The organism is Dactylosporangium sp. CA-092794 (genome assembly GCF_050948465.1).
Classification (GTDB): Bacteria; Actinomycetota; Actinomycetes; order Mycobacteriales; family Micromonosporaceae; genus Dactylosporangium.
Genome location: NZ_CP192044.1, coordinates 10,637,291 through 10,656,533, shown reverse-complemented (window position 1 = coordinate 10,656,533; position 19,243 = coordinate 10,637,291). Strand labels below are relative to the sequence as shown.

The window sequence follows — 19,243 nt, the reverse complement described above, 5'->3', positions numbered from 1 at the left end:
GCTACAGCCCCGACTCGGCGGTGCGGACCAGGATGCGGCGGCACTCCTCGCAGCGCACGACCTCGTCGGGCGCGGCCGCCTTCACCCGGGCCCGGTCGCCGCCGGACAGCTCGAGCCGGCAGCCCTCGCAGCGGCCGTGGCGCAGCATCGCGGCGCCGATCCCGCCGCTGCTCTCGCGGATCTTGTCGTAGAGGGTCACCAGGTCGGCGGGCAGGTCGGCGGCGAGCGGGCGGCGCCCGGCCCGGCGGAACTCCTCGTCCTTGGCGATCGCGGCGAGGGCCTCGGCGCGGCGCTGCTCGGCCTCGGCGCGGGTGGTCCGGCCGGCCGTCAGCTTGCCGACCACCTCGTCGAGCGACGCCTGCGCGGTCTCCCGCTGCTCCATGAGCTCGAGCTCGGCGTCCTCCAGTTCGGACTGGCGCCGGTTGAGGGTGGCGATCTCGTGCTGCAGGGCCTCCAGCTCGCGCGACGGGCCGCTGCCGGCGTCGAGGCGGCCCTGGTCCTTCTCCTTGCGGGCGCGGACCTGCTCGGCGTCGCGCTCCAGCCGCTCGATGTCGCGGTCGAGGTCGTCGACGGCGACCTGGGCGCGAACCCGCTGATCCTCCATCGTGGACAGCTCGCGGGCCAGCCGGTCGAGCTCGGCGTGCTCGGGCAGCGCCTTGCGCTTGTGCGCGAGCTGGGCCAGCGCGATGTCGATCGCCTGCAGGTCGAGCAGCCGGCGCTGCGCCTCCGGATCAGCCTTCACGAGTCGTTACCCTCCAACATAGGGCTCAGGGGTGGTTCCGTCAGTACCCAGGGTGACGTGTCCACATCGGACACGATGGTCGTCACGCCGGCCTCCGCGCGCAGGAACGCCGCCACGTCGTCCAGCCAGGGCCGCTCGGACGCCCAGTGGGTGACGTCGACGAGGGCCGGACCGCCGCCGGCGAGGTGCTCGTGCGCCGGATGGTGGCGCAGATCCGCGGTCAAGTATGCGTCAACGCCGGCCCGCGCGGCGTCGCCCAGGAACGCGTCGCCGGCGCCGCCGGACACCGCGACCGTCTCGACCCGGGCATCCGGGTCGCCGGCCGCGCGTACCCCCGCGGCGCTCCTGGGCAGTTGCCCGGCCGCATGGGCGGCGAATGCCGCCAGGGTCATCGGCGCGGGGAGCCGCCCGACGCGGCCGTGCCCCCGCTCGGGCACGCGCGGGTCGGGCCGCAGCGGCCGCACGTCGGTCAGGCCGAGCGTGGCCGCCAGCGCGTCGGAGACCCCCGGGCGGGCGACGTCGCCGTTGGTGTGGGCGGTGTACAGCGCCATCCCGCCCCGGATCATCCGGTGCACGATCCGCCCCTTGTAGGTGGTCGGCGCGACGCTGGAGACCCCGCGCAGCAGCAGCGGGTGGTGGGTGAACACGAACTGCGCCCCGGCCGCCTCCGCCTCGGCGACGACCGCGGGGTCGCAGTCGACCGCGAGCAGCACCGTGGTGACGGCCGCGTCCGGCTCACCCAGGACGAACCCGACCCGGTCCCAGTCCTCGGCCCACTCCGGCGGATACCGCTGCTCCAGCAGCGCGATGAGATCGGCGACGCGCACGGCGTAACGTTAGTCCCTCGAGAGTTGCCGCTCCAGCGCCTCCAGGGGCAGGTGCCACGGGAAGTCGGTGCGGTTCTCGCCCACCCCCGGCCGGTGCAGCTGGATGACGTCGTCGCCGTAGAGCACGGTGACGCCCCAGGAGCGCAGCCGCTCGATCGACTCGGCGAAGGCGGGGTGGGCGGCCATCGCCCGGTTGGTGTAGGGCACGGCCACGATCGGCAGGTCCAGGCCGATCCCCTCCACGAGGAGCCCGAGCGCCAGCGTGTCGGCGATGCCGGCCGACCACTTGTTCACGGTGTTGACGGTCGCCGGGGCGACGATCATCGCGTCGGCCCCGGGCAGCACGTCCGGGTCGCCGGGGTGCTTGTACCGGTGTCGTACCGGATGGCCCGTCTGCCGGGCGAGCGCGGGGACGTGCAGCCACTTGAGGGCGTCGGGCGTGGCGACCACGCAGACGTCCCAGCCCCGCTCCTGGGCGAGCGAGACCAGCGTGCCAACGCCCTGGGCGGCCGGTGAGCCGCACACGATGGCGTAAAGGACGGATCCGGACATGGCGGCATTGTGCACTGCGGATCAAAGCCGGGTGTCAAACTCCGACGCTCATGTGTTCGGCGAGTTCCGCCACCGGGGCCGACGGGGCGCCCCGGGTGCGCCGCAGCACGTCGCTGAGCACCTCCCGGGCCAGCGGCCGGCAGCGGATCTCCGAGGGCGCCAGCCGGTCGCCCTCCAGGAGCATCTCGCTGGCCTGGTCGATGTCGCCGATGAGGGCCTGCGCCCGGGCCTGGTCGAGGAAGTGGTGCGCGCGGCGCTCCGGCAGCAGGGCGTTGAAGCCGTCCGGATCGAGTTTGTCGTGTACCTCCACCGCCGCCCGGCCCTCGCCCAGCTCCACGAACGCGGCGGCCTTGTGCAGCGCGACGTTCGTCGGCCCGAAGCAGGTCCAGTAGAAGTTGGCGTCGCCCTCCAGGCCGCGGGCCGCCTCCTCGGCGCCGTCGAGCAGGTCGCGCACGGTCGCGTTGTCGCCGATGCGGGCGGCGGCCATGGCGCCCTGCAGCAGCAGCTGCCCGTAGACGGAGAGGCGCTCGGGCGCGCAGTCGTTGCCGTCGGTACCGGGGGCGAGCCGGTTGGCGATGTTGACGTTGATCTCCAGCGCGGCGCGGGACCGGCCCAGCGACAGCAGCGCGAGCGCGACCCGGGTGGTGGCGGTGCCGGCGAGCAGCTGGTCGTCGGCGCGCTGGGACACCGCGATCGAGCGGTCCGCGGCGAGCCAGGACAGCTCGTGCTCGCCCACCTTGCGCAGGGCCGAGGAGGCGATCTGGTACACCTGCCCGAGCAGGTGCGCGGCCTCCCTGGCCTGCGGGCCGCCGCTGTAGGCGGTGTCGGCGGCCTGGGCCTCGCGCAGCAGGCGGGGCAGGGTGCGGGTGAGCATGCCGTACTTCGCGTGCTGGTAGCTCATCCAGGCGTGGGTGATCGCCTTGCGCATCTCCGGCAGCGCCGGGGGCTCGGGCGGGGCGTAGAAGAACGCGCTGATCTGGTCGTAGCGCTCCAGCGCCGCCCGGATCTCCTCGACCTCGATCTGGTCGACGCAGTTGGCGCTGTCCGCCCGGCGCTCGGGGTCGCGGCCGAGCAGGATCTGCACGTCGAGCTGGAGCACGTCGGCGATCTCGTACACCACCGAGAACTTGTCCAGCCGCCGCACGCCGCGCTCGACCTTGTCGACCCAGCTCTTGGACTTACCCAGCCGGTCGGCGAAGACCTGCTGGGACATCTTGCGCCGGTTCCGCCAATAGGCCACCCGACGGCCGATGGGCAACTCATCCACGTCGCTCACCTCCGGAGGTCACCCGGCCGGTAGATATCGCACGATTTGTGCGGTACGCCCCGGTCGCCTGCTCATACGTTCCGATGTGCAAGTTGCAGCCCCCGTCGCGATGGTCAACGACGCACACAGAGTCCGGTGACGCGACGTGGTCCTCTGCGCACTTTCGAGTGATCTCGCCTGGCAGGAGACGGTCATGCTCTCGTGGGAACGATTGCGGCTGCGCCGCGCCGCCGTCCGGTACGCCGCGCACGGCTGGCCCGTCCGCCCCGGCGCCTTCCTGGCCGGCCGCCGCGCGGGCCGGCACTCCCGGGAGCGCCGCTTCGACTGCGGTACGCCCGGCTGCCGCACGGTCGCCTGCCACCCGACGGCGCTCCCCGTCGCCTTCGACCCGGACGCGGCGGCCGGGCTGTGGCGCGAGCACCCGTACTCGGTGCTGCTGCCCACCGGCTACGCCTTCGACGCCCTGGAGGTGCCCGCCGCGCTGGGCCGCGCCGCGCTGCTCGGCGACGGCTTCGTGGCCGCCCGAGGCCCGGTGGCGGTGGCGCCCGGCGACCGCTGGATGTTCCTGGTGCTGCCCGGGCACGGGGTGCTGCCGGAGCTGGCCGCGCACCCCGGGGTCATCCTGCACGGGCAGGACTCGTGGATCCCGGCGCCACCGAGCCCGCAGTTCGGCGGGCGGGTACGGTGGGAACTCGCCCCGGAGGTCCACGCGTGGCGCCCCGCCGAGCCCTACGCCGTGCAGGCGCTCATGCTCGACGCCATCGGGGCAGGCCCGCTGGCGACGGCGGGTAGGCGCACCACCTGGCGCACCGCGGCGTAGCGTCGAGATCTCCACAGGCTGGCTCTCTCACGGAAAGATTCACGTGCAGAATTCATGCCGGTGCCCAAGGTAGCTGTCGTGTAGCCCTAGGTCGACCCTTGTAATCCAAACGATGTACTCAAGGGTCGCGCAAATACTTACCCTTCGTTGAGTATTGATCTACTCAATTGATCATCTTCAACCGGATCGACCGAACTCGGGCGGACCGTTAGGCCCCTTGATTCCGGTTCGCCCAGCATTTATGTCTCCGACCGGCCCCGAAACCGCCGCCCGCGCCCCGGCACCCGGCCCGCGTCACCCGGGAACCGGCACCGCCGGCCGCTGCACGGCGCAGCGACCAGAAGTCTCCGTGATCATGCGCAACTGGCACCGGCACCAACGGTTTTTCATGATCGCGGAGTGGTGATGTACCCCTGTGTACCGAAAGGTTCCGGGATCATGGCAAATCCGGTGTGCGGCCACCGCGGCCATCATGATCACGGAGACTTTCAGCCGCGCTTCGCGCGAACCCGGCCAGGCGCGACGCCGGCCGTGCCCCGGGGCCGTGCCGCGGCCGGCGTCGTGCCGGCCCTCCCGCCGCCGCTTTGCGCGGGCCGCCGTGAATACACGCCCCCTCGCGATCACGCCTGCCAACCCGGCGCGAGCGGTGCGGAGGTCGCGGGCTCCTGGCGCCGCGGACCTGGCAGGGCCAGGGCCAGCGAATGCTGGGCCCCGGCCCGGTGTCTCACGGGAGGAACGGTCGTGCGTTGCACGGACCGGAGTCAAAAAATGCGGAACATTGCCCGTCGCTTTTGCGGTGAAGCGGGTGCTCAAGGGAAGGTTAAGATCGGCTTTGCCGTCTTGACCGGTTTCGATGGGGAGTCGAGCATTTCCGGCGGTGTGCGGCGGCGGGCGCCGCGCCCGGGCGGAAGGTGGAGCGGCGCGGTGGCACGCAAGGGGCTCGTGGTGGTGCTGGGGGCCGTCGTGGCGGCGCTCGTCGTCGCGCCGATCGCCATCGCGCGGGCCGGGGAGGGCGACCGGGCGGGGAAGGCCGGGCCGGTCGTCGCCAGCGCCGGCGCCGGTGGGCTGCGGGCCGATCGCATCGACATGACCGGGGCCACGCCCGCGACGGCGCCGGGGGATGCGGAGCTGGCGCTCGCGCCGACCACGGTGCCGGGGCTGTACTACTGCCGGCGCTACCACATCTGGAGCTACGTCGCCGGGCGCTACATCGCCGAGGAGCAGGGCTACACCGGGGCCGAGCAGAACATGCTGCGCGCCCGGACCGTGGCCGGGCAGCTGGGCGCCTGGGAGGAGTTCGACCTGTGCTCCAACGACGACGGGCACACCGTCTACCTGACCGCGGCGTCCGGGTACCTCGTCACCGCCGAGTACGGCTACACCGGCGCGAACTGGGGCATGCTGCGCGGGCGCGGCGAGTGGGTCGACGTGTGGGAGACGTTCGACGTGTGGAGCGACAACGGGCGCTACTACCTGCGCAACGTCGGCGAGGGGACGTACTTCACCTGCCGCGTCGACTACACCGGCCCGTCGTACCAGATGATGAAGGGCACCGGCGCCGCCCCCGGCAGCTGGGAGGCGCTGCGCTTCGACGCGGTCTGAACGGCGCCGGGCCCGGGTGGGTCACGCGCCGGCCAGGCGGGCCAGGTCGGCGAAGTACGTCGGGTAGGTCTTCGCCACGCAGCGCGGGTCGCGGATCTCGATGCCCGGCGCCCGCAGGCCCAGCAGCGCCAGGCTCATCGCCATGCGGTGGTCCTCGTAGGTGTCGAACGCGGTCGGCTGCGGCGGGCCCGGGTGGATCGTGAAGCCGTCCTCGTCCTCCTCCGCCTCGATGCCGGCCCGGCGCAGCTCCGTCACGACCGCGCCGATGCGGTCGGTCTCCTTGCCGCGGATGAAGCCGATGCCGCGCACGCTGGTGGGGGAGTCGGCGAAGACCGCGACCATGGCCAGGGTCTGCGCGGTGTCGGAGATGTCGGCCATGTCGACGTCGATGCCGTGGAGTTCGCCGGTACCGGTGACCGTGATGCGATCCGCGGACCGTTCCACCCGCGCGCCCATCCGCTCCAGCAGATCCGCGAAGCGCACGTCGCCCTGCAGGCTGCGGGTGCCCAGCCCCTCCACGGTGACCCGCCCGCCGGCGACGGCCGCCGCCGCCAGCAGGTACGAGGCGGCGCTCGCGTCGGGCTCGATGTCGAAGTCGGTCGGCCGGTACGCACCGGGCTGCACCGTGAGGCCCTCGACCGGCACTCCGAAGGCGGCCATGACGGCGGCGGTCGCCTCGACGTACGGCACCGATACCAGCGGCGAGGTGAGCTCGACGGTCAGCCCTTCCGCCATCAGCGGCCCGGCCATGAGCAGACCGGAGAGGTACTGACTGGAGATGTGCCCGGGCAGCGCGACCTTGCCGCCGGCGACCGGCCCGGTGACGGCGACCGGGAGGTACCCGGCCTCGCCGAGGTCCTCCACCGTCGCGCCGAGCTCGCGCAGGGCCACGACGAGCGCGGCGAACGGCCGGGCGCGCAGCTGCGGCGTGCCGTCGACGACGCCGCGGGCCGGGCGCAGGGCCGCCGCCGGCAGGATGAACCGCGACGTGGTGCCGGACTGGCGGGCGTCGATGCGGATCTCGCCGCTGGCGGTGCGCGGGTCGACGCCGTCGACGACGACCGTCCGCGCGGCCTCGTCGAGGGTGAGGTTCGCGCCCAGCGCCCGGACGGCGTCGAGCATCGCGCGCGTGTCGTCGGCGAACAGCACCCCGGTCAGCGTGCTGCGCCCGGGCGCGAGCGCCGCGCAGATCAGCGCGCGGTTGGTGATGCTCTTCGAGCCGGGCGGGCGCAGCGCCACGTCCGGCGGCGAGGTCAGCGGCGTGACGGCGAGGACGTCGGGCAGGTCATCGGCATGAAGGCTCACAACTCGATTGTCCCGCAGCCGGTACGCCTCACGACGCTCGGGCCCCGGCCTGCCCGCGGCCGGGCTTGCGAGGTTTTGAAGCCGGCGTCCGGCGGCCGCCGGCGCCGATGGTGTCCACCGTGGACGCTCTTCGTTCGATCTCGAACGAGCGCGGGAGCATCGACCGGACGACTCGATTGTGTTTCCTCCGTTCGGCTCACCCGCGGGTGATGGTGACCACAGGCGGCGGTCCCAATTCACGGCCCAGGGTGGGAATTCACGGGCCACCCTCGGCGGCGGAAGCGTTGCGGCACAAGAGATCCGGCCGTCTGAGTGGACCTGTCCGGGCGGCCGTTCGCGACCTTGCGCGTGTCTGCGACCGGTGTCGGCCGATTGCGTCTACTGTGGAATCTGAACCAGCTATTTGCCGGTTTCGGTGGCGCGTGTTTCATTTGCGGTGCACAGTGATGTCATGAGCAGCAGCGGTGCTGAGCGGTACTACTGGTGCCTTTCTCACCAGCGGGTCGAGTCCGAGGCCAACATGTGCCCGGGCAGGGATCGTCTCGGCCCTTATGATTCGGCGGCAGAAGCCGAGCAGGCCCTCGCCAAAGTCCGCGAACGCAACGACGCGTGGGACGCCGAGGACGAACGGTGGGAAGGCAAGCGCTAGCACGACGCCGGAGCACAGGGCGACCGCGAACCGCCCGGGGCCCCGGCCAGGAAGACCCGTTCCACCCGCACAACCCAACCGCGAACCTCCCGCAGGAAGCGGGAGAACTCCTCCAGGAGGACCACGATGGCCGCAGCTAAGAAGGCCACCACGAGATCGGCCGCAGCGCGCGCGGCCGCGACGACCGCGGCGGCTTCGGCCCCCGCGACGACCGAGTCGGCCCCCGCCAGGGCGCGCAAGACGGTAGCGGCAAGCTCGCCGCGTCGGACGGCCACGGCGGCGGTGACCTCGGCCCCGGCCGAGACTCCGGCCGAGACCCCGACCACCGCGCGCAGCGCGTCGGCCGCTGCATCCACCACGCCGGCCCGCAAGGCCACCGCCGGCAGGACGGCCACCCCGGCCGCCTCGACCGCGCGGAAGGCGTCCGCGAAGACCGCCACCCCGGCGGCTTCCGGTGCGAAGGCGTCGACGTCGTCGACGTCGAAGGCTTCGGCGAAGACCGCCCCGGCGGCTTCCACGTCGAAGGCGTCCACGACCGCGTCGAAGGCCACGACGACGACGCCGAAGGCGTCCACCACGGCGACGTCCACGACGGCGACCCCGGCCGCGCGCAAGCGGTCGGCGACGTCGACCGGGGCGGCGGCTCCGGCGGCGCGGAAGGCGGCGGCGACGTCGACTGGGGCGGCGACCCCGGCGGCGCGGAAGGCGGCGGCGACCAAGACCGCCACCCCGGCCACCAAGTCGACGACGACCGCGAAGGCGACCCGCCCCGCGGCGTCGAAGGCGACCGTGGCCGCTTCCGCCAGGAAGACGACCGCGGCGACGGCTCCGGCGTCGAAGGCCACCACCCAGGCGGCCCGGAAGACGACGGCGGCGGCTCCGGCGGCGCGGAAGACGACGGCGTCGAAGGCCGCCACCCCGCCGGCGCGGAAGACGACGGCGGCGTCGAAGGCGGCGGCTCCGGCGGCCAAGAAGACCACGGCCGCCACCAAGAGCACCGCGACGAAGAAGGCGGCGCCGGCGAAGAGCACGACGAAGGCGACGGCCGCGGCGGCCAAGAAGACGACCGCCACGAAGACGACCGCCACCGCGGCGAAGTCGGCGCCGGCGAAGAAGACGACGACGGCCAAGGCGACCCCGGCGAAGAAGACCGCGGCGTCGAAGGCGGCCCCGGCGAAGGCGGCGACCAAGGCCACGGCGGCGAAGTCCACGGCGGCGAAGAAGACCACGACCGCCAAGGCGACGCCGGCGAAGGCGGCGAAGGCGGCGACCAAGGCGACCGCGGCGAAGTCCACGGCGGCCAAGAAGACCGCCACGGCCAAGGCCACTCCGGCCAAGACGGCGACCAAGGCGGCGGCCGCGAAGAAGACGACCGCGGCCAAGGCGGCCCCGGCCAAGTCGGCGACCAAGGCGACCGCGACGAAGGCGGCGCCGGCCAAGTCGACCGCCGCGAAGTCGGCGGCGGCGAAGAAGACCGCGGCGTCGAAGGCGGCCCCGGCCAAGGCGGCCACCAAGGCCACCCCGGCCAAGTCGACGGCGAAGGCCACCAAGGCCCCAGCGAAGACCGCGACGAAGGCCGCCGCGAAGTCGACGCCGGCCAAGTCCGCCGCGAAGTCGACGGCGACCAAGGCGGCCCCGGCCAAGTCGGCGACCAAGGCGACCGCGACGAAGGCGGCCCCGGCCAAGTCGACCGCCGCGAAGTCGGCGGCGGCGAAGAAGACGGCCGCGTCGAAGGCGGCCCCGGCCAAGGCGGCCACCAAGGCCACCCCGGCCAAGACCGCCGCGACGAAGACGACCGGCACCAAGGCCGCGGCGGCGAAGTCCACCGCGACCAAGGCGACCACCGCCAAGGCAACGCCGGCGAAGACGGCGACCAAGGCCGCGGCGAAGTCCACGCCGGCGAAGTCGACGACCACCAGGGCGGCCGCGAAGTCGACCACGGCCAAGGCCGCCCCGGCCAAGGCGACGAAGACCGCGACCCCGGCCAAGACCGCCGCGACGAAGACGACCGGCACGAAGGCCACGGCCGCGGCGAAGTCCGCCCCGGCCAAGACCGCCGCGAGGAAGACGGCGACCCCGGCCAAGACGGCCACCCCGGCCAAGACGGCGACCCCGGCCAAGACGACGACGCCTCGCAAGGCGCCGGCCCGCAAGGCCACCAGCACCACCACGCCGCCGCCCGCCGCCGAGACCGCTCCCGCCGAGACCCCGGAGCCGCTGACCACCTCGACCCCGGCCGAGCCGGCCACGACCCCGGCCGCCGTCTCCGAGGGCGGCCTGGACACCGGTTCGGAGACCGCCACCGAGGACACGGCATCGGCGGCTACGTCGGGCGCGGCCGAGGAGCCCATCCCCGGCCGCGAGAACGGCAACAACCCGGAAGAGGCGGCGAACATGACCCAGGAGGACTGGGCCAGCCTCGCCCGCCCGTAACACGCCGCACGACCCCAGACGGCCGGTACGCCCCAGCGGCGCACCGGCCGTCCCCTTTCCACCCCCACCCGCCCCACCCGCCCCGCCCCGCCCGTGCCGTGCCCGTGCCCGTGCTCGCCCGCCTCGCCCTGGCCTCGCGTCGGCTCGGTCCCGCTTCGCCTCGGCCCCGCCTTGGCCGGCTCCGCCCCGACTTTCGCCTCATTGGCCCCAGCCGCGCGCCGCCTCCGTGCGTGGTGCGCCCGCGATTCCGCGGCGCGCCTCCGCGTGTGGGCCCGCGCCCCGCGCCCCTGCGCCTCCGCGCGCCCCGCCGCCCCTGGGCGGTGCGGCAGCTCTTTCGTTGCGGATGTCTCGCCCGTCGGGCAAACGTCCGATCGGCGTGGCCGGGGCGGACGTATGTCTCCGTGATCATGATGTCGGTCGTGGCCGTTTCATGGGTTTGCCATGATCCCGGAGACTTTTGGTACACGGGGGTACATCAGCGCTCCGTGATCATGAAAAACCGTTGGTGTCGGCGCCAGTTCGGCATGATCGCGGAGACTTCTGGTCGCTCCGCTGCGCTTCCGCCTCCGCGCGGCCCCGCCCCCGTGTCCGCGCGCGGCCCCGTCTCCGCGCCCGCGCGCGGCTTCGCGGGCGAGTCCGTGCGCTGCGCCCTCGCGCTTTGCATGTGCCTCCGCGCCTCCGCGCCTCCGCGCCTCCGCGCCTCCGCGCCTCCGCGCCTCCGCGCCTCCGCGCCTCCGCGCCTCCGCGCCTCCGCGCCTCCGCGCCTCCGCGCCTCCGCGCCTCCGCGCCTCCGCGCCTCCGCGCCTCCGCGCCTCCGCGCCTCCGCGCCTCCGCGCCTCCGCGCCTCCGCGCCTCCGCGCCTCCGCGCCTCCGCGCCTCCGCGCCCCCGCGCCCCCGCGCCCCCGCGCCTCCGCGCCCCCGCGCCCCCGCGCCCGCGCCCGCGCCCCCGCGCCCCCGCGCGTGGGCTCGTGGGCGGGTCCGTGCGCCGTGGGGAGGGAGCCGGTGTGGGTGGGGGTGGGGCCGTTCGTGTGAGCCGGAGGGTGAAGCGGGCTGGTATGACTGAGCCGTGACCGCACGCCGTGTTCTTGCGCCGCGTATCGACTTCAGTGCGCTGCGCCGCGAGCTCGAACTGCCCGAAAGGTTCTCCGGGGACGCCGCGCGGGAGGCTGAGGAGGCGGCCGGGCGAGGGTTCGGGGATCGGGTCGATCGGACGGAGCTCGAGTTCGTCACCATCGACCCGCCCACCTCCAAGGATCTCGATCAGGCGGTGCTGCTGCGGCGGCGCGACGGCGGGTACCGCGTGTATTACGCCATCGCCGACGTCGCGGCGTTCGTGGCGCCGGGTGGGGCGCTGGAGCGGGAGACGTGGGCGCGGGGGCAGACCGTGTACCTGCCCGACGGCAAGGTGCCGCTGCACCCGCCCGTGCTGAGCGAAGGGGCGGCCAGCCTGCTGCCGGGTGAAGTGCGGCCGGCGGTGCTGTGGACGATCGACCTCGACGACGGCGGGGCGAGTGTGGGGGTGGACGTCGCGCGGGCGCTGGTGCGCAGCCGGGCGAAGCTCGACTACGCGGGCGTGCAGCGCGACGCCGACGCGGGGCGGCTCCATCCGTCGGTGGGGCTGCTGCCGGAGGTCGGCAAGCTGCTCGTCGCGCGGGGGCTGGAGCGGGGGGCGGTGGACCTGCCGATGCCGGAGCAGGAGATCGAGCCCGACGGGGACGGGTGGCGGCTCACCCTGCGGGCGCCGGTGCCGGTGGAGGAGTACAACGCGCAAATCTCGCTCCTCACCGGGATGGCGGCGGCGCGCATCATGCTCGACGGCGGGGTCGGGCTGCTGCGGACCATGCCGCCGGCGCCGGCCGAGGCCGTTGAGGCGCTTCGGCTGGCCGCGCGAGCTTTGGGGGTACCGTGGCCGCAAGACGCGACGCCCGGGCAAGTGATTGCCGGCCTTGACCCCGCTCAGCCACGGGCGGCGGCGTTCATCGACCAGGCCGCCGAGATGATGCGCGGGGCCGGCTACACCGCGTTCGACGGGCCGCCTCCGGCGCAGCCCCTCCACGCCGCCGTCGCGGCGCCGTATGCCCACGTGACGGCCCCGCTGCGGCGCCTGGCCGACCGGTACGTCACCGAGGTCTGCCTCGCCCTCCACGCGGGCGCCACGGTGCCCGCCTGGGCGCGGGAGGCGCTGCTGAAGCTGCCCGACGTGATGACGCGGACCGACCGGGTCGCCGGGGCGGCCGAGCGGGGCGCGGTGGACCTCGTCGAGGCGGTGCTGCTGCAGGGGCGGGTCGGCGAGACGTTCGAGGCGGCCGTGGTCGACGTGGACCCGGCCAAGCACCGCGCCGACATCGCGCTGGACGAGCCGCCCGTGCGGGCGCGCTGCGAGGGTGAGCGGCTGCCGCTGGGTGAGCGCATTGCGGTGCGGCTCACCGAAGCCGACCCGGCCAAGCGGAAGGTGGTCTTCCAGGAGGTACAACTGGAGGCATGACCTACGACCAGAGCGTTCTGCCCGACGTGTCGGGCCTGTCCGTCGGCATCATCGGCGGCACCGGCCCCCAGGGCCGCGGCCTCGCCTACCGTTTCGCCCGCGCGGGGCAGCGGGTCCTTGTCGGGTCCCGCTCGATGGAGCGCGGTCAGCACGCGGCGCAGGAGTTGCGCGAGATGCCCGGCGTCGAGCCCGGCGTGGTGGACGGCGGCGACAACGCGTTCGCGGCGGCGGCCGACATCGTCATCGTCGCGGTGCCGTGGGAGGGCCACGCGGGCATCGTCTCCGAGCTGGCCCCGCTGCTGACCGACGGCAAGATCGTGGTGGACTGCGTCAACCCGCTCGGCTTCGACAAGCAGGGGCCGTATCCGCTGCGTGTCGAGGAGGGCAGCGCCGCCGAGCAGGCCGCCACGCTGCTGCCCGAGGCGCGGGTCTGCGCGGCGTTCCACCACGTCAGCGCCGTGCTGCTGGCCGACCCGGAGGTCGAGGCGATGGACCTCGACGTGCTCGTGCTCAGCGACGACCGGGAGGCGGCCGAGCAGGTGCAGGCGCTGGCCGGGCGGATCAGCGGGATGCGGGGCGTGTTCGCCGGGCGGCTGCGCAACGCCGGTCAGGTGGAGGCGCTCACCGCCAACCTCATCGCCATGAATCGGCGGTACAAGGCACACGCCGGCATCCGGGTGACCGACCTGTGAGCGACGACGTATTCGACCCGTGGTCGCCGGAGTTCGTCGCCGCGCCCTATCCGGCTTACGCGCGGTTGCGCGAGGAGTCGCCGGTGCTGTGGTACTCCAAAAGCCGGCAGTATGTCATCTCCCGCCACGAGGACGTCAACGCGCTGCTGCGGGACCGCCGGCTGGGCCGCAGCTACCTGCACGTGACGACGCACGAGGAGATGGGCCGCAGCGCACCGCCGGAGTACCAGGAGCCGTTCTGGACGCTCAACAACAACGGCATGCTCGACCGCGAGCCGCCCGACCACACCCGCCTGCGCCGGCTCGTCTCGCAGGCGTTCACCCCGCGCCGGGTCGAGGCGCTCCGCCCGGTCGTGCAGCGCCTCGCCGACGAGCTGGTCGACGCGTTCGTGGCCGAGGGCGGCGGCGACCTCATCTCCCAGGTGGCCGAGCCGCTGCCGGTGACGGTCATCGCCGAGCTGCTCGGCATCCCCGAGCCCGACCGGCACAACCTGCGCCCGTGGTCGGCGGCGATCTGCGGGATGTACGAGCTGAACCCGTCCCGCGAGACGGCCGAGGCCGCGGTGCGCGCGTCGGAGGAGTTCGCCGGGTACCTGCGCGGCCTGGCCCGCCGCCGCAAGGCCGATCCGCGCGACGACCTCGTGAGCGCCCTGGCCGCGGTCGAGGGCCTCAGCGAGGACGAGCTGATCGGCACGTGCGTGCTGCTGCTCAACGCCGGACACGAGGCGACGGTCAACGTCACCGGCAACGGCTGGCGCGCGCTGCTGCAGCATCCGGAGCAGCTCGCGAAGATTCGCGAAAATCCCGATTTGATGGGTACGGCCATCGAAGAGCTGATGCGCTTCGACACCCCGCTACAGTTGTTCGAGCGCTGGGTCCTCGAGGACATCGAGGTCGCCGGCGTGCCAATCCCGCGCGGCAGCGAGGTCGCCCTGCTGTTCGGCTCGGCCAACCACGACCCGGCCGCCTTCGCCGACCCCGAGCACCTCGACGTCACCCGCCGCGACAACCCGCACATCTCCTTCGGCGCGGGCATCCACTACTGCCTCGGCGCCCCGCTGGCCCGCATCGAGCTGACCGCGTCGTTCGGCTCCCTGCTGGCGAAGGCCCCCGGGCTGCACCTGGACCACGAACCGTCCTACAAGCCCGGCTTCGTCATCCGCGGCCTGCAAACCCTCGAAGTCTCCGTGTAGCCCTCCGCCCGGCGCCGCGCCCCGCCGCCCCGACGATGAGGCGGCGCGGGACGGCCCGGCCGGTCGGGCGGTGCGGGGACGCCCCGGCCGGACAGGTGGTGGGCGGACGGCCCGGCCGGTCGGGCGGCGCAGGGACGCCCCGGCCGGACAGGTGGTGGGCGGACGGCCCGGCCGGTCAGGTGGTGGGCGGACGGCCCGGCCGGTCAGGTGGTGGGCGGACGGCCTGGCCGGCGGAAAAGCAAGAGCCCGCGGCCCGGCGCGCAGGTGGGCGCTGCATGCCGCGAAGCACGGCGCAGCGACCGGAAGTCTCCGCGATCATGCACAACCCGGCACGACACCAACGGTTTTTCATGATCACGGAGTGTTGATGTACACCCGTGTACCAAATGTCTCCGGGATCATGAAAAACCCATAGCGCGGCAACCGCGGGCAGCATGATCACGGAGACATACAGTCGGCCCGGCGGTGGGGATGGGCCGGGGCGGCTGCGGGCCTCCGCCTGGCATCAAGCGGCACCGTCAGGAGCTGGCCTCATACGCCATGCCGGCGGACGTGACCCACGCTCGACCTCGGGACCGCCAAAATCCGACCGGAAAAATGATGATATGTCCGAAAAGTCCGGCGCTTGCGCCGGACTTTTCGGGACTTGGGGCAGAAACCGCGCGGGGCCCGGTGCGGGTGGCGGCGGATACCCGGGGCGGACGGTCAGTCGAAGGTGTGCTCCTGGGCCGGGAAGACGCCGGAGCGGACCTCCTCGGCGTAGGCCCGGGTGGCCTCGGTCAGCACGCCGGCCAGGTCGGCGTAGCGCTTCACGAAGCGGGGCGTCCGCCCCGTCCGCAGCCCGGCCATGTCCTGCCACACGAGCACCTGCGCGTCGGTGTCCGCGCCCGCGCCGATGCCGATGGTCGGGATGTGCAGCTCGTGCGTGATGCGCTTGGCGACCTCGCCCGGGACCATCTCCAGGACCACCGCGAAGGCGCCCGCCTCGGCGACCGCGTGCGCGTCGTCCACCACGTCGTCGGCGGCGTCGCCGCGGCCCTGGACGCGGAAGCCGCCGAGGGCGTGCTCGCTCTGCGGCGTGAACCCGATGTGCGCCATGACGGGGATGCCGGCGCTGGTCAGCGCGGCGATCTGGGGCGCGACCCGGCGGCCGCCCTCCAGCTTCACCGCGTGACAGCCGCCCTCCTTCATGAAGCGGACCGCGGTGCGCAACGCCTGCGCCGGGCCCTCCTCGTAGGAGCCGAACGGCAGGTCGCCCACGACGAGCGCGCGGCTGGTCGAGCGGACCACGGCGCGCACGAGGGGCAGCAGTTCGTCCTCGGTGACGGAGACCGTGGACTCGTAGCCGTAGACGTTGTTCGCGGCCGAGTCGCCCACCAGCAGGACGGGGATGCCGGCCTGGTCGAAGATGGCGGCGGTGTACTGGTCGTACGACGTGAGCATCGGCCAGCGCTCGCCGCGCTCCTTGGCGGCGATGAGGTCCCTGGTGCGCACCCGGCGGTTGGTGGCGCCACCGTACAGGGACGGAATTTCGGACATCAGCGTCCTCCTTCACTCCTCGAGGCCCCGTTCGGGGTCCCCGGGCTTACTCCCTGATGGTCGCACCGAAACCGCCCGATGCGCCCGATCGGATGCGGTTTTTCACAGGGGTACGTCACAGGGGATCGCCGCAGGTCGCCGCCCGCGGTGAGGGCGATGTCCACACGGCCGGCGCGAACCGGCCCGGCAGCCGGTCGCGGCCGGGGCATGCCTCCAGTGTCGCCCGGGCAGCCGGACCGCGCACGCGAGTAGCGTTCACTCCGGTGCCGAAGCATCTGTCCTGGTCCGGTAACTTGTGCGTAATACCGTCGGGCGAGACTTGCCCGAATTGGCCGTTGGAAAATCGCAGCTCGTGGGGGCATCGCCGTGGACCGTCAGCAGGAGTTCGTGCTCCGCACGCTCGAAGAGCGGGACATCCGCTTCGTCCGGCTGTGGTTCACCGATGTGCTGGGCACGCTGAAGAGCGTCTCGGTCGCGCCGGCCGAGCTCGAGTCGGCCTTCGAGGAGGGCATCGGCTTCGACGGCTCCGCCATCGAGGGCTTCGCCCGGGTCTACGAGTCCGACATGGTCGCCATGCCCGACCCCACGACGTTCCAGGTGTTCCCGTTCGAGGGCGGCATGTCCGGCGAGAGCGCCCGCATGTTCTGCGACATCACGCTGCCCGACGGCTCGCCGTCCTGGGCCGACCCGCGACACGTGCTGCGCCGCGCCCTGTCGAGGGCGGCCGAGAAGGGCTTCACCTTCTACACCCACCCCGAGATCGAGTTCTTCCTGCTCGAGTCGCTCGGCGAGGGCGGCTCGATCCCGGTCCCGGTCGACACCGGCGGCTACTTCGACCACACCACCCACGCCGTCGCCCGCGACTTCCGCCGCCAGGCGGTGCTCGCCCTGGAGCGGATCGGCATCTCGGTCGAGTTCAGCCACCACGAGGTCGCCCCCGGCCAGCAGGAGATCGACCTGCGCTACGCCGACGCCCTGACCACGGCCGACAACATCATGACGTTCCGGCACGTCATCAAGGAGGTCGCGCTGTCGCACGGGGTGCACGCGACCTTCATGCCCAAGCCGTTCACCGAGCAGCCGGGCAGCGGCATGCACACCCACCTGTCGCTCTTCGAGGGCGAGCGCAACGCGTTCCACGACGCGAGCGACCCGATGAAGCTGTCGAAGGTCGGCCAGGCGTTCATCGCCGGCCTGCTCGTGCACGCCCGGGAGTACACCGCCATCACGAACCAGTGGGTGAACTCCTACAAGCGCCTGTTCCCGGAGAACCTGCCCAACCGCATCACCGAGTCCCCGGCGTATGTCTGCTGGGGGCACAAGAACCGCTCCGCCCTGGTCCGCGTCCCGGCCTACGGCAAGCCCAACTCGGCCCGCGTCGAGGTCCGCTCGCTCGACTCGGCCTGCAACCCGTATCTGACCTACGCGGTGCTGCTGGGCGCCGGCCTGCGCGGCATCGAGCAGGGCTACGAGCTCCCGCCCGGCGCCGAGGACGACGTGTGGGCCCTGACCGACGGCGAGCGCCGCGCGGCCGGCTACGAGGCCCTGCCGGAGAACCTCTCCGAGGCCATCGAGGTCATGGCCGGCTCCGAGCTGGTCGCCGAGGTCCTCGGCGAGCACGTTTTCGACTTCTTCCTGAAGAACAAGCGCACCGAATGGGAGGAGTACCGCCGCGTGGTCACCCCGTTCGAGCGGGAGCGCTACCTCGGGATGATGTGACCGGCCGCCCGGCCCCGGTCAGCCGTAGCGCTCGGTCTTGATGCCCCTGGGTTCGTGGCCGAGCGCGACCATGATGTCGGCCACGGTCTCCACGAAGCCGGTCGGGCCGCAGATGTACACGCTCGGCGCGAAGTCCTTGGGCCACGCGTGCGTGTTCACGTCGGCGACGCCGATGCGGCTGCCGCGCACGCGCGTGTAGATGTACTGCACGTCCAAACCGCCGTCGTCGCGGGCGCGGCGGCGCAGTTCGTCGGCATAAATGATGTCTTCGGGCGTTCTCGCCGAATATATCAGCTTAAATGGTACCTTCACGCCGCGCTCGGCGCGCGAGCGGATCATCGCCATCAGCGGGACGACGCCGGAGCCGCCCGCGATCAGCTGGACCGGGGCCGGATCGGTGTGCCGCCACACGAACCAGCCGCCGATCGGTCCGCGCAGTTCGATCGGCTGGCCGATGTCGTAGATATCGGTCAGGTACGGCGAAACCTCGCCGTCCTGCAGGCGCTGCACCGTGATCTCCAGCCGGCCCGGCGCGGAGGCGATGGAGTAGCTGCGCTGGGCGGTGTAGCCGTCCTCCGCCGTCAGCCGCACGTCGACGTGCTGGCCGGGCAGGTGGCCCGGCCAGTCCGGCGCGTCGAACACGAGGGTCCGTGCGCTCGACGTCTCCCACCGGGCCTCGATGAGCGTGGCCTTGCGCCAGGCCAGCCGCCCTCCGCCTCGCTCCGGCCGCCCGGCCTCAGAGCTGTGTTTCATGCTGTGTGGCCCCTCCGCTGCGCTCCGGACCACTCAGTCGCCCTGGTACCGCTGCTCGCGCCATGGGTCTCCGTAGTTGTGGTAGCCGGCCTCCTCCCAGAAGCCCGGCTCGTCCTCCAGCATCATCCGCAGCCCGTGAATCCACTTGGCGGACTTCCAGAAGTACAGGTGCGGGACCAGCAGGCGTGCCGGTCCGCCGTGCTCGGCCTCCAGGGCCTCGCCCTCGTACCGGTACGCCACCCACGCCTTGCCGTCGAGCAGGTCCTCCAGGGGGAGATTGGTGGTGTACCCGTCGTAGGAGTGTGCCATGACGTAGTCGGCGGCGGTCTCGACGTCCTCCAGCAGCGTGTCGATCGGCACCCCGCGCCAGCCGGTGTGCAGCTTCGACCACTTGGTGACGCAGTGGATGTCGACCGTCACGTCGTCGTACGGCAGCGCGGTGAACTCACCCCACGTCCACTTCCGCTCCTCGCCCGTCTCGGCGGTGATGACGAACTCCCACCGGTCGGTGCGCACCCGGGGCGTCGGCCCGGCGGAGAGCACCGGGAAGTCGTGGGCGAGATACTGGCCGGGCGGGAGGTCCGGCTCCTGCTTGCGGCGGCGACCGCCGAATCCCGGCGTGATGATGCTCATGCCCCCCATCCTGCCCCGGCCGTGTTTCCGCG

The 19,243-nt window shown here is 72.9% G+C and carries 16 protein-coding genes; 7 read left to right on the top strand and 9 right to left on the bottom strand.

The window, feature by feature from the left end:
- Nucleotide 1 precedes the first annotated feature (1 nt).
- From ACQPXD_RS45945 to ACQPXD_RS45930, 4 genes are read right to left on the bottom strand one after another with little or no spacing between them, the layout of a single operon-like run.
- Nucleotides 2-742, bottom strand: coding sequence for a zinc ribbon domain-containing protein (locus ACQPXD_RS45945; protein WP_432829704.1), 741 nt, complete (start codon nt 740-742; stop codon nt 2-4).
- Complete coding sequence (locus ACQPXD_RS45940) at nt 739-1,569, bottom strand: Nif3-like dinuclear metal center hexameric protein (RefSeq protein WP_432829702.1); 831 nt, start codon at nt 1,567-1,569, stop codon at nt 739-741. The genes ACQPXD_RS45945 and ACQPXD_RS45940 overlap by 4 nt, the downstream gene beginning before the upstream one ends.
- A gap of 9 nt (nt 1,570-1,578) precedes the next feature.
- Nucleotides 1,579-2,121: a flavoprotein gene (locus ACQPXD_RS45935; protein WP_432829697.1), complete on the bottom strand. Its 543-nt coding sequence runs from the start codon at nt 2,119-2,121 to the stop codon at nt 1,579-1,581.
- A 34-nt stretch (nt 2,122-2,155) separates the two neighbouring features.
- Nucleotides 2,156-3,388: a helix-turn-helix domain-containing protein gene (locus ACQPXD_RS45930; RefSeq protein WP_432829695.1), complete on the bottom strand. Its 1,233-nt coding sequence runs from the start codon at nt 3,386-3,388 to the stop codon at nt 2,156-2,158.
- Nucleotides 3,389-3,581: 193 nt separating this feature from the next.
- Between ACQPXD_RS45930 and ACQPXD_RS45925 the strand changes: the two genes are divergently transcribed.
- Both ACQPXD_RS45925 and ACQPXD_RS45920 read left to right on the top strand, forming a co-directional pair.
- On the top strand, nt 3,582-4,208 hold the full coding sequence (locus ACQPXD_RS45925; protein WP_432829693.1) for a bifunctional DNA primase/polymerase: 627 nt from the start codon (nt 3,582-3,584) through the stop codon (nt 4,206-4,208).
- 924 nt (nt 4,209-5,132) lie between these two features.
- A complete protein-coding gene (locus ACQPXD_RS45920) occupies nt 5,133-5,810 on the top strand; it encodes a fascin domain-containing protein (protein ID WP_432829691.1) in 678 nt (225 codons plus the stop codon).
- A 21-nt stretch (nt 5,811-5,831) separates the two neighbouring features.
- Here ACQPXD_RS45920 and aroA read toward each other — a convergent pair whose 3' ends face one another.
- Nucleotides 5,832-7,115: a 3-phosphoshikimate 1-carboxyvinyltransferase gene (aroA, locus tag ACQPXD_RS45915; RefSeq protein WP_432829689.1), complete on the bottom strand. Its 1,284-nt coding sequence runs from the start codon at nt 7,113-7,115 to the stop codon at nt 5,832-5,834.
- Between the two features lie 451 nt (nt 7,116-7,566).
- On the opposite strand from aroA, the gene ACQPXD_RS45910 reads away from it, so the two are divergent.
- Entirely contained in the window at nt 7,567-7,764 is a 198-nt protein-coding gene (locus ACQPXD_RS45910; protein WP_432829687.1) for a hypothetical protein, read from the top strand.
- On the opposite strand, the gene ACQPXD_RS45905 is transcribed toward ACQPXD_RS45910, so the two are convergent.
- Nucleotides 7,761-10,241 carry a hypothetical protein gene (locus tag ACQPXD_RS45905; protein ID WP_432829685.1) on the bottom strand — a complete coding sequence of 827 codons (2,481 nt, stop codon included), beginning with the start codon at nt 10,239-10,241 and terminating at the stop codon, nt 7,761-7,763. The two genes, ACQPXD_RS45910 and ACQPXD_RS45905, sit on opposite strands and share 4 nt — an antisense overlap.
- Nucleotides 10,242-11,263: 1,022 nt before the next feature.
- On the opposite strand from ACQPXD_RS45905, the gene ACQPXD_RS45900 reads away from it, so the two are divergent.
- The 3 genes from ACQPXD_RS45900 to ACQPXD_RS45890 are packed head-to-tail and all read left to right on the top strand — an operon-like array spanning nt 11,264 to nt 14,567.
- Nucleotides 11,264-12,682 (top strand): RNB domain-containing ribonuclease, encoded by a 1,419-nt coding sequence (locus tag ACQPXD_RS45900; protein WP_432829683.1) that lies wholly within the window; start codon nt 11,264-11,266, stop codon nt 12,680-12,682.
- Nucleotides 12,679-13,374 (top strand): NADPH-dependent F420 reductase, encoded by a 696-nt coding sequence (gene npdG / locus ACQPXD_RS45895; RefSeq protein ID WP_432829681.1) that lies wholly within the window; start codon nt 12,679-12,681, stop codon nt 13,372-13,374. Before ACQPXD_RS45900 ends, npdG begins: the two co-directional genes overlap by 4 nt.
- The gene (locus tag ACQPXD_RS45890; protein ID WP_432829679.1) at nt 13,371-14,567 is read left to right on the top strand and encodes a cytochrome P450; all 1,197 of its coding nucleotides are present in this window, start codon (nt 13,371-13,373) and stop codon (nt 14,565-14,567) included. The genes npdG and ACQPXD_RS45890 overlap by 4 nt, the downstream gene beginning before the upstream one ends.
- Before the next feature lie 705 nt (nt 14,568-15,272).
- Here ACQPXD_RS45890 and panB read toward each other — a convergent pair.
- Nucleotides 15,273-16,106 carry a 3-methyl-2-oxobutanoate hydroxymethyltransferase gene (panB, locus tag ACQPXD_RS45885; protein WP_432829677.1) on the bottom strand — a complete coding sequence of 278 codons (834 nt, stop codon included), beginning with the start codon at nt 16,104-16,106 and terminating at the stop codon, nt 15,273-15,275.
- 366 nt (nt 16,107-16,472) lie between these two features.
- Here panB and ACQPXD_RS45880 point away from each other — a divergent pair, with 366 nt between their 5' ends.
- On the top strand, nt 16,473-17,825 hold the full coding sequence (locus tag ACQPXD_RS45880) for a glutamine synthetase family protein (protein WP_432829675.1): 1,353 nt from the start codon (nt 16,473-16,475) through the stop codon (nt 17,823-17,825).
- A gap of 18 nt (nt 17,826-17,843) precedes the next feature.
- Here the strand turns inward: ACQPXD_RS45880 and ACQPXD_RS45875 are convergent, their stop codons facing one another.
- Nucleotides 17,844-18,578: a ferredoxin reductase gene (locus tag ACQPXD_RS45875; RefSeq protein ID WP_432829673.1), complete on the bottom strand. Its 735-nt coding sequence runs from the start codon at nt 18,576-18,578 to the stop codon at nt 17,844-17,846.
- A gap of 33 nt (nt 18,579-18,611) precedes the next feature.
- On the bottom strand, nt 18,612-19,211 hold the full coding sequence (locus ACQPXD_RS45870) for a sulfite oxidase-like oxidoreductase (protein WP_432829671.1): 600 nt from the start codon (nt 19,209-19,211) through the stop codon (nt 18,612-18,614).
- Between the last annotated feature and the right edge of the window lie 32 nt (nt 19,212-19,243).

Excerpts from the sequence above, each read along its gene's own strand:
- ACQPXD_RS45935 (WP_432829697.1), bottom strand. The coding sequence starts at position 2,121 with ATGTCCGGATCCGTCCTTTACGCCATCGTGTGCGGCTCACCGGCCGCC.
- ACQPXD_RS45925 (WP_432829693.1), top strand. The coding sequence starts at position 3,582 with ATGCTCTCGTGGGAACGATTGCGGCTGCGCCGCGCCGCCGTCCGGTAC.
- ACQPXD_RS45910 (WP_432829687.1), top strand. The coding sequence starts at position 7,567 with ATGAGCAGCAGCGGTGCTGAGCGGTACTACTGGTGCCTTTCTCACCAG.
- npdG (WP_432829681.1), top strand. The coding sequence starts at position 12,679 with ATGACCTACGACCAGAGCGTTCTGCCCGACGTGTCGGGCCTGTCCGTC.
- panB (WP_432829677.1), bottom strand. The coding sequence starts at position 16,106 with ATGTCCGAAATTCCGTCCCTGTACGGTGGCGCCACCAACCGCCGGGTG.
- ACQPXD_RS45875 (WP_432829673.1), bottom strand. The coding sequence starts at position 18,578 with ATGAAACACAGCTCTGAGGCCGGGCGGCCGGAGCGAGGCGGAGGGCGG.
- ACQPXD_RS45870 (WP_432829671.1), bottom strand. The coding sequence starts at position 19,211 with ATGAGCATCATCACGCCGGGATTCGGCGGTCGCCGCCGCAAGCAGGAG.